Raw genomic sequence first — 9,531 nt, forward strand, 5'->3', positions numbered from 1 at the left:
CGGCGCGATCACGCTCGCGGGCGCGCTCGCCGTCGCCCGCGGCCTCCCGCCGGAGCGCCGCCCGGCTCCGCGGCGCGGCCCGCCGCTCGCGGCGCTGCGCGCCCTCGCCGGCCGCCTCGACGATCCGCGCCTGCTCGCGACGTTCGCGGTGGGCTTCAACGTCCTCTTCACGCTCGTCGCCACCTTCACGTACGTGACCCTCTACCTCTCCGAGCCGCCGTTCCGGCTCGGGGCCGGCGCGCTCAGCTGGATGTTCTCGGTCTACCTCGTCGGCGCGCTCGTGGTCCCGTTCGCGGGCCGCTGGATCGACCGCGTCGGCCCGCGCGCCGGCCTCGCCGCGGCGCTCGCCGGAGCGCTGGCGGGCGGGGGCCTCACGCTCGTACATTCCCTGTGGGTGATCGGGATCGGCCTCGCGCTCTCGTGCTCCGCCGCGTTCGTGAGCCAGTCCGCCTCCACGAGCCACCTCCAGGCCGCCGCGCCCGCCGAGATGCGCTCCGCCGCCTCCGGTGTGTACGTCTCCTGCTACTACCTCGGCGGCAGCGCGGGCGGCGCGCTCCCCGCGCTCGCGTGGCACGCGGGCGGCTGGCCCGCCTGCGTGGCGCTCGTCGCCGTCGTGCAGCTCGCGACGCTCGCGCTCGCGCTGCGCTTCTGGCGGCGCCCCGCCACGGCAGTCGCCCCCTCGGCCGCGGCGGCCTGAAGCTCTCCTCCATCCTGCGCGAACGGAGCCCCTCGGGCGGGCGTGGCGCAGGCCGCCGCCCGCTCACCGGGCGCCGCTCCGGCCGCGCCAGGTCCGCGCGGGCGAATGCGCGAGGGGCTTTGCGGCGCCGGTCGCGGATCACCACCGTCGAGCCGACCCATCCACGCGGGCGTGCGCGACACGCCGCGGAACCATGCCCGGACGCGAGTCCGGAAGGAGCGGTCATGGCGAACGAGAACCCGGCGGGAGCGGAGCAGAAGAAGGCGCAGGGGCAGGCGGGGGGCGAGCAGCGGGCGGCGAAGGCGGGCGAGACGCCGAAGCAGCAGGGGATGGAGCGCGCCGGGGAGCAGCGGACGGGCGGAGGCCTCTCCCGCAGGGAGGCGCGAGCGCCGATGCTCCGGGGCTCCGATCTCTTCACGATGAGCCCGTTCTCGCTGATGCGCCGGATGATGGACGACTTCGATCGCATGTTCGAGGACGCGGGGTTCGGGATGGGCGGGCTCATGCCGCGGGGTGAGCGGGGGGGCGAGGCGCTCTCCCGCGGCGGGCTCTGGACTCCCGAGATCGACGTCCTCGAGCGCGAGGGCCACCTCGTGGTCCGGGCCGACCTGCCGGGGCTCTCCAAGGACGATCTCCACGTCGAGGTGAAGGACGATGCGCTCGTCATCGAGGGCGAGCGCCGGCGCGAGCAGAAGGAGGAGGGGGCGGGGTTCTACCGCTCCGAGCGGAGCTACGGATCCTTCCGGCGCGCCATCCCGCTCCCCGAGGGCGTGGATCCCGAGCAGGCCGACGCGCGGTTCGAGAACGGAGTGCTCGAGGTCTCCCTGCCCCTTCCGAAGGGACGCGCGCAGAGCAAGCGCATCGAGATCCGGGGAGGCGGCGAGGGGAAGAGCGTTCACTGACCGCGGCGGCTTGCCGCGCGCGCAGCTCGGCGCACCGGCGCCCGCCGGGGGGCCGCAGAGCCCCGTCTTTGCAGCGGCGCCAGGCGCTCCGGAGCGACTGCGACGCGCTACCCTCGCGCGCCGATGGAACCCTCGCCGTCCACGGCGCCGGACTCCGCGCGCGCGACCGCGCCGCCGCTCGTCGCGCGCGCCGGCGTGGGCGGAGCGCCCCTCGCCTCGCGCTCCGCGGCCGTGGCGGTCCTCTTCCTCCTCCGGCTCGCGATCCTCCCGTGGCTCGGGCTGTTCAACGACGAGGCGTATTACTGGGAGTGGTCGCGCCGGCTCGCCGCGAGCTACTACGATCACCCGCCGCTCGTCGCGTGGATCCTGGCGGTCTCGACGCGCCTCCTCGGACACGGCACCCTCGCCGTCCACCTCCCGGCCCTCCTCTTCACCGCCGCCACCTCGCTCGTCCTCCTCCGCCTGTCGCTCGACCTCGTCCCGGGCCGGCGCGACGTGGCGTGGGGCGCGGTCCTGCTCTGCAACGCCGCGCCGCTCTTCGGGCTCGGCGCCGTGTTCACCACGCCGGATGCGCCGGCCACGTTCTTCTGGATCCTCACCGCCTGGCTCGCGTGGCGGGCGGTGAACGGAGCGCCGCGCCTGTGGTACGCGGCCGGCCTCGCGGCCGGGCTCGGCCTCCTGTCCAAGTACACCGACGTCTTCCTCCTGCCGGGGATCCTCCTCTTCCTGCTCCTCACCCCGCACCGGGCGTGGCTGCGGCGCAAGGAGCCGTACCTCGCGCTCGCCATCGCGGCGCTCGCGTTCGCGCCGGTCGTGCTGTGGAACGCCCGGCACGGCTGGGAGTCGTTCCTGTTCCAGCTCGTGGAGCGCCACGGCGGCGCGTTCCGCCCGTGGCGGACCGTCCCGCGCTTCCTGGCCGCCCAGCAGAGCCTGTCCCCGCTCGTCTGGGCGGCGTGCCTCGTCGGGCTCGCGCGGAGCGGGCGCGCCGCGCGCGCGGGCAGCGCTGCGGCCGCGCTCGTCTTCGGGTGTGCCGCGCCTTCCCTCGCCTTCTTCACCGTGGCCTCGCTGTTCACCTACGTGAACCCGAACTGGTTCGGCCCCGCCTTCCTGACCCTCATGATCCCCGCGTCGGCGGCGCTGCTCGAGAGCCGCTCGCGGCTCGTGCGCCTCGCGCCCGCGGGGCTCGGCCTCGCCCTCTCGCTCGTGTTCTACGTCCAGGCGATCTCGCTCGCGCTGCCGCTCCCGCCGCGCCTCGACTTCGCGACGGACCTCGTCGGCTGGGAGGAGGTCGGCGCGCGGCTGCGCGGGCTCCAGGCCTCCGGCGCCGGCGCGCGGCCGTTCGTGTTCTCGCGGCGACTCCAGCTCTCCGCGCTCGCCGCCTTCTACGGCGGCGACGGCCTCGAGGTGACCCGCCTCGGCGGGCGCCGCGATCAGTACGACGAGTGGACCTCCCCGGAGGCGCTCCGCGGACGGGACGCGGTCTACTTCTGCGACGACCTCAAGTTCCGGGCGCCGGACGAGCTCCCGTTCCAGCGCTGCGAGGCCGCGGGCGAGCTCCCCATCGTGCGCCACGGCCGGACGGTCCGGCGCTTCTTCTTCTGGCGGTGCTTCGCGTATCAGCCCTGACGCCGCGTGGCGGGGGGCTCACCGCACCCCGGCCGTGAACGCGTAGTACGCGCGGAGCTCCGTGCCCGTCTCGGAGCGCGCGGGCGCGCCTCCCCCCGCGTCGCCCGCGTGGTGCGAGAGGAGCCCCTCCACGCCGAGCGCGTGCGGGCCGACGACGCGCAGCTCGAGCGCGCCCGTGACGGTCGAGACGCGCTCGAGGCCGGGGAGGGATCCCAGGCCGGCGATGAGGTACTGACGCGCGACGAGCCGCGCGGCGATGCGACCGAGCGCCCGCAGCTGGGCCTCGAGGTGCGCCTGTCCCCCCGGGCCCATCCGGTAGCTGCGATCGTGCACCGGCCGGCCTCCCAGGTAGCCGGCGGCGCCGAGGAGCACCGCCGACGCGGTCGCGGCGCCCTCGAGCGCGACGCGCGGCGCCAGCTCCCAGCGCCCCTCCGCGGAGAGCCCCACCGCGCTCGTGGAGACGCTGTGGCGACGCAGCGCCGAGAAGTCGAACTGGAGCGCGACGCCGGCGAGGCCTCGCACCCGCTCTCCCTCGAACGTCCGCCCGGCCAGCACGCCGCGGGCGAAGAGCGTCGCGAGGGGGTCCTTCTCCGTCGAGTACGTGGATTCGAGCTCGAAGTGGTCGAACGGCCGCTCGAACCGAAAGCGCGGATCGCCGGGGAGGCCGTAGCTCAGGCGGACGCCGAGCTCCGGCACCACCCCCTCGTTCCCGCCGGCGCGGAGGTCCGGATCGAAGGACAGCGCGCCGACGCGGAGCTGCACGCGCGAGGGCGGCGTGGGAGCCGGCGGGTCCGTGCCGACGAGGGCCCGGTTCATGCTCTCGATGGGCGCGAAGGTCGTCGCGGCCGCGAGGCGCCAGCCGCTGCGGGGCCCGTCGAGGATCATGCCCGACACCCGGTGGAACATTTCCCCGAGCACGACCCCGGCGAGCGGCGTGGTGATCTGGTCGTTCACCGACGGGAGCGTGGTCTCGCCGACGATCTCCCAGATCGCGCTCGCGGCGAACGGGTACGGGGTCGACGCCCAGAACCCCAGGCCCGACGAGCGCGCCGCGCTGTACGGGAAGATGCCCTGGAACGGGTGACCGATCTGGTTGATCCAGAAGCGATCCTCGTCGAGCACCCAGCTGCCCCGGAGGTTCCGTCCGATGGTGTGCGCGGTCACTCGCGCCCAGGGCGCGCCGCCGATGGAGACGTTCCAGCCGAGCATCACGCCCGTGATGACGCCCGTCTCGAGGGCGGGGAGGAGGTGACCTCTCGGCAGCAGCCCTCGGCGCTGCGGCGGCCGGAACGTGAGGTCCGGGACGCCACTCGCTACCGATCCCGCGCCGTCCTCGGATTCCCCCGCTCCGGCGGGCCTCGCGCCCCCCGCGCTCGCCGCCGGCTTCGCGCGCGCGGCGCCGGGGGAGTCGTCACCCCCCTCCCCCTGCGCCGCGCCCGCCGCGGGCTTCGCGCCGCCGCAGTCCATCCCTTCCTCGGCCTGCGCCGCGTCTCGCTCCCGCGGCGACGTGGGCGCGTCCGCACCCGCCGGCCGGGCGAGCGCGATGCCGCAGACCGCCGCCAGGGCGAGGAGGGACGCGTGGCCGCGAGGCGAGATCACACGAGCGAGCATCAGCGGTATCCACCGCGGATCGTAGCGACCTGGACCCGACGCCGGCACGTGCGTCTCCGGCCCTCCGACATCCACCCGAGCGCCCGTTCGGGCCGCTTCCGCCCCCGGCGGTGCTCGAGCTTCACCCGAGTTCGGTTTTCACGCGCGTGGCGGTTTGCCGCGCAGGAGCCCTCACGGCGGCCAGAGACGCGTCGGGCCGGTCCGCGCTGGACCGGCCCGACGGTTTCATCGGCGACTCCGTGCGCGCGGCGCCGGACACCGGCGCGGCGTCGACGGCCCCGCGATCAAGGCCGCGCGAGGGTGACCACGGGCGACGTCCAGCGCTCCCAGTCGGAGGGGTTCGCCGGATCCCCGAGCGCCTTCAGCACGGACAGGGTGACGAGGTAGCTGCCGTTCGGCACGACGTAGCTCCTCGTGCCGGCGGCGGTCGTGCCGTCCCAGGCGAGCGCGAAGAAGCCGGCGCTCGTCGCGTTGCGCGGCAGGTAATCCTCGGCGAGCGCGGTGTGCCACGCCTTGCCGCTCGCGGCGTCGGTCACGTCGAGGCGCAGGGCGCGCGACGGGTGATCGAGGTGGACGAGGACGAACGGGACGTCGTCGCCCGCCATCGTGAACGTGCCGCCGTCGGGCCGCGCCTCGTAGCTCGACTCCACGAGCTGAGCCAGCACCGGCAGCCCGGCGCCGGCCGGCGTGAGGACCTTGATCGACTGGTAGTCACCGACGAAGCCGGCGTACGGCACCCGCAGGATCTCGCCGCCGCCCGAGGGCGTGAGCACCACGTAGCCGCCGTACTGCGCCTTGTCCGGCCCGGTCGGAGGCGTCACGGTGAGCTCGACGGTCGCGCTCCCTTGCGCGGGGACCGTCACCGTCGGCGCGCCGAAGGAGACGCTCGCGTTCGACGTGTTGAACACCGGCGAGAACGTCCCCCGCGCCGAGAGGGCGTTCACGAACGAGAGCGCGTAGGTGACCGGCGCGTCGGCGGAGCTCGTGACCGTGAGCGTGCGCGCGACCGGCCCCGCCTGGCTCTCGCCGAGCGAGAGCTTCGCCGGCTCGACGCTGGTGGTGGCGAGGATGGCGCGATCGATCCGGAGCATGCCCGCGCCCTGGCGGCCCACCGTCTCGAGGAAACCGAGCGTCGGGTCCCGCCACCAGAGCTTCGGCTCTGCGGTGTTCTGGAGGATCGTCCGGACCCGCTGCGACGGCGTGCTCGGCCGCGCCTCGAGCAGGAGCGCCACCGCGCCCGCGACGTGCGGCGACGACATGGAGGTGCCGCTGAGGCTCGCGTAGCCACCGAGCTCCAGGGGGTAGGTCGAGTAGATGTACCCGCCGGGCGCGCCGAGATCGGGCTTCAGGGCGAGATCGGGCGAGAGGCCGTAGGAGCTGAAGTCGGAGATGAGGTTCCCGGTGGAGTTCGGGAAGCTCCCGAGGTCCGACGTCCAGGTGAGGTCCACGGAGCCGGCGGCCAGCCTGGAGTCGATGAGCGCCCCCTCGGCGGCGGAGACGGCGACCACCGGAATGGTGATCGCGACCGCCCCGGCGACGGTGGGGCTCACGCGGCCCGTGGTGTTGTTGTAGAGCACCACCGCGGCCGCGCCCGCGTTCTGGGCGTTCAAGGCCTTCTGGTAGAACGAGCACGTCCCTCGCCGGACGAGCGCCGCCTTTCCGGCGAGGCTTCCGGACGGAAGCGCGGCGCAGGCGTCGGCCGTCGAGCTCGCGGTGCCGGTCCGGGCCATCGGGAGCGTGCCCGTGTACGGCGCCGGCGGAGCGGCGGTCGCGTTCGTGTAGCCGATGGCCGTCCCGTCCGGCGAGATCGTGAGCTCGTTCAGCATGGCGTGCGTGTTGTCGAACGACGCGACGCCGATGACCTTCTCGCCGAGGCCCGGGGCGCCGGCGGCCCACAGCCCGTTCGCGCCGCTGTTCCCGATCGAGGCGACCACCACCACGCCGAGGTTCACGAGGCGCGTCGCCGCCATGGCCGTCGGGTACTGGGGCCACTGGTAGGCGGATCCGATGCTCATGTTCACGACCTGCATGCCGTCGGCGAGCGCCGCCTCCATCGCTGCGATCATCACGTCCGCGCTGGTCGAGCCCTTGCACCCGAAGACGCGATAGGCGCCGAGCTGCGCGTCCGGCGCGACTCCGCGCGCCCTCCCGTTCGCGCCGATGATCCCGGCGACGTGCGTGCCGTGGCCGGCGCAGTCGTCGGGGTACGCGTCCGGGACCGTCGTCGGGTCGTACGTCGCCGAGCTCGAGTCGGCGTTGAACGCGTCGCCGACGAAGTCCCAGCCGGCGACGATGCGGCTGCCGGGGAACGGGCTGTTGGCGCGCGGGACCCCGTCGCCGCCGAGGTCCACGTGATCGTAGTCGATGCCGGTGTCGATGACGCCGACCTTCACGCCGCGCCCGGTGAACCCGAGCTCCTCCTGCGCGGCGTCGGCGCCGGTCATGGCGATGGCGGTGAGGAGGTCCGGCTCGGAGACCTCGGCCGGCTCCGGCATCGCGATCGTCTCGACCGGGTAGACCGCCTTCACGCCCGCGATCCGCGCGAGGCGTCCGAGCTGGGCGGGCGGCACCGACACGGAGACGCCGTTGAAGAGCACGTCGAACGAGAAGCGCTCGGAGTAGCGGACGCCCGCCTTCGCGGCGGCCGCGCGGAACGCGCTCTTCTGGGCGCGCACCGTGGCGAGGCTCGAGCCCTCCGAGGTGGGCGGGCTCGCGAGCTCGACGAACCAGAGGTGCGCGGATTCGTCCACGAGCGCGCCCGTCTCCGCGGAAGGCGCGAGGCCGGACGGCTCGAGGGCAACGACGTCGTCTGCGAGAGCTCGCGAGGCGAGCGCCAGCAGGGGCAAGAGCAGCAAGGCGTTCTTCTTGGCCATTTCGGTCCTCGGAGTGCGAGTTCGCCGCGTCCTTCACCTGCCCGGCACGCGTGGGCTCACCTGCGCGCCGGAGGTCCGTGCAAGGGAGCGAGGAGCCTACACTGAAGGTAGGAGTCGCAAACAAGGGGAGCCCCGGAGTGGGCACGGCCGCCGGGCCCCGTTCAGGGCTCAGGGCAGGGCTCAGGGCGAGGGTCAGGGCACAGGGCTCAGGAGCTCGGGTGGCTCAGGCGGCGCTCCGCGCTGCCGGCGCCTCCGCGCGCCGCCGGCGGATGCGCGGGACCAGGATGAGCGCGGCGCCGTAGCAGGCGAAGGCCACGAGCAGCGTCGCCGGCCGTCCTCGGGGGAGATCCTCGAGCACGATCTTGAGCCCGATGGCGGCGAGCGCGGGGTACGCGAGCGCGGCTCCGTCGGACCAGGCCGGGAGCCTGCCGAGCGACGCGAGGCCGAGCGTCACGCAGACGAGGAGCGTCGTGCGGACCGCCGCGAGCTCGCCGGCGTCCGCGCCCGGGCCGGGGAGGCCCGCGACCGCGGGGGCGATCCAGCCGATCGCCACCCCCGCGAGCCCCGCGGCGAGCGTCGCGAGGAGCACGATCCGCGGCACGCGCTGGGCGCGGGTGTGCCTGCCTCCCTCGGCGCCGATCCAGGCGACGGCGAGGAGCCCCGCGAGGACGGCGAGCGCTGGAGGCGTCACCGGCGTCCACGGGACGCGCGGCGACGCGAGCGACGTCTCGGCCGCGTGGGCGACGAGCCCGCTCGCGATCGCGGCCGCCGCGGCGTACCCCGCCGCGTGTGCCGCGAGGGTGAGCCGGCCCTGTCGCCTTCCGAGCGCGCCAGCGGCGACGGCGAGCGCGATCCAGGCGACGGGCAGGGCGGGCCCGTCGAGGAGGAGGCCCGTCCCGGCGAGCACGAGCAGCGCCGCCGCGGAGGTGTAGAAGACGAAGTTCCGGCGGCGGTCCAGGGGGCGCTCGAGGAACGCGAACGCCACCGCGTAGGCGGCGAGCCCGAGCACCGTTACCGCAGCGCCGATGGCGGACGCGCCGGCGCCCGAGCGGGTCGCCACGAACGCCGCGCCGCCGAGGCCGACGGCGATCGCCGCCGCGCTCTGGGCGATCTCGAACGCCAGCACGTCGCGGCGGAGCAGGAGCGTGCGGGTGGCGACGGTCCCGAGATAGAGCGCCATGAGCGGCGTGAGCACGGCGAACGCGGCGAGGGCCCCCTCCCCGCCTCGCGCGAGGCCCACCCGCACCGCGAGCACCGCCGCGGCGAGGTCGGCGGCGACCGCCGGCAGCGCGCGGAGCGAGAACCAGTCGAGCACGTAGCTGAGCCACAGCGTCGCGACGCCGAGGAGGACCAGGAAGAGCGCGGGGGGGCCGAGCCGCCCGGTGGCGGCCGCGAGGGCGACGGCGGTGGCGATGCCTCCGAGCGTCACGATCCACGCGAGCGCCTCGAGCCGGCGCCGCGCCGCGACGGCGAGCGCCGCGGCGGTGAAGAGGGTGAGCAGCGCCGCGGCCGCCGGGGGAGAGGCGAGCCCGAAGCGCGACGCCGCCTCGTAGAGGAGCGGGAAGCCCACGAGCGCGGCGGCGGTGCCGTGGAACGCGGCGCTCGCCGTCGCGCCCGCCTTCGCCCCGGCCCGCAGGGCGAACCCGAGCCACGTGGCGGCGTACGCGAGGCCGAGGGCGACGCCGACCGCGGCCGGGAGCGTCCCCGCGTCGGCGAGCGCGCGCAGGACGAAGGCCCCCGCCAGGACGAGCAGCGTGCGCCCCACGAGCGAGACGCTCCCGAGCGCCGCGGCGAGCTCCTGGCCCGGCGGCGCGGCGGCGGG

At 75.3% G+C, this 9,531-nt stretch carries 6 protein-coding genes; 3 read left to right on the top strand and 3 right to left on the bottom strand.

Annotated features, from left to right (window positions below; translation table 11 throughout):
* From MNZ39_RS21780 to MNZ39_RS21790, 3 genes are all read left to right on the top strand, one after another.
* Nucleotides 1–697, top strand: a 697-nt coding sequence (locus MNZ39_RS21780) for an MFS transporter (protein ID WP_242341202.1), incomplete at its 5' end; no start/stop codon positions are given.
* Nucleotides 698–921: 224 nt separating this feature from the next.
* Nucleotides 922–1,599, top strand: a complete 678-nt coding sequence (locus tag MNZ39_RS21785) for an Hsp20/alpha crystallin family protein (protein ID WP_242341203.1) — start codon at nucleotides 922–924, stop codon at nucleotides 1,597–1,599.
* Nucleotides 1,600–1,722: 123 nt separating this feature from the next.
* Nucleotides 1,723–3,225, top strand: coding sequence for a glycosyltransferase family 39 protein (locus tag MNZ39_RS21790; protein WP_242341204.1), 1,503 nt, complete (start codon nucleotides 1,723–1,725; stop codon nucleotides 3,223–3,225).
* 18 nt (nucleotides 3,226–3,243) lie between these two features.
* On the opposite strand, the gene MNZ39_RS21795 is transcribed toward MNZ39_RS21790, so the two are convergent.
* From MNZ39_RS21795 to MNZ39_RS21810, 3 genes are all read right to left on the bottom strand, one after another.
* Nucleotides 3,244–4,836 (bottom strand): DUF3943 domain-containing protein, encoded by a 1,593-nt coding sequence (locus MNZ39_RS21795; RefSeq protein WP_242341205.1) that lies wholly within the window; start codon nucleotides 4,834–4,836, stop codon nucleotides 3,244–3,246.
* A gap of 284 nt (nucleotides 4,837–5,120) precedes the next feature.
* Nucleotides 5,121–7,709 (bottom strand): S8 family serine peptidase, encoded by a 2,589-nt coding sequence (locus MNZ39_RS24730; RefSeq protein ID WP_305037345.1) that lies wholly within the window; start codon nucleotides 7,707–7,709, stop codon nucleotides 5,121–5,123.
* A gap of 223 nt (nucleotides 7,710–7,932) precedes the next feature.
* The coding region (locus MNZ39_RS21810) for a hypothetical protein (protein ID WP_242341206.1) at nucleotides 7,933–9,531 on the bottom strand (1,599 nt) is incomplete at its 5' end.

Source organism: Anaeromyxobacter sp. SG66 (genome assembly GCF_022690805.1).
Lineage (GTDB): Bacteria > Myxococcota > Myxococcia > Myxococcales > Anaeromyxobacteraceae > Anaeromyxobacter > Anaeromyxobacter soli.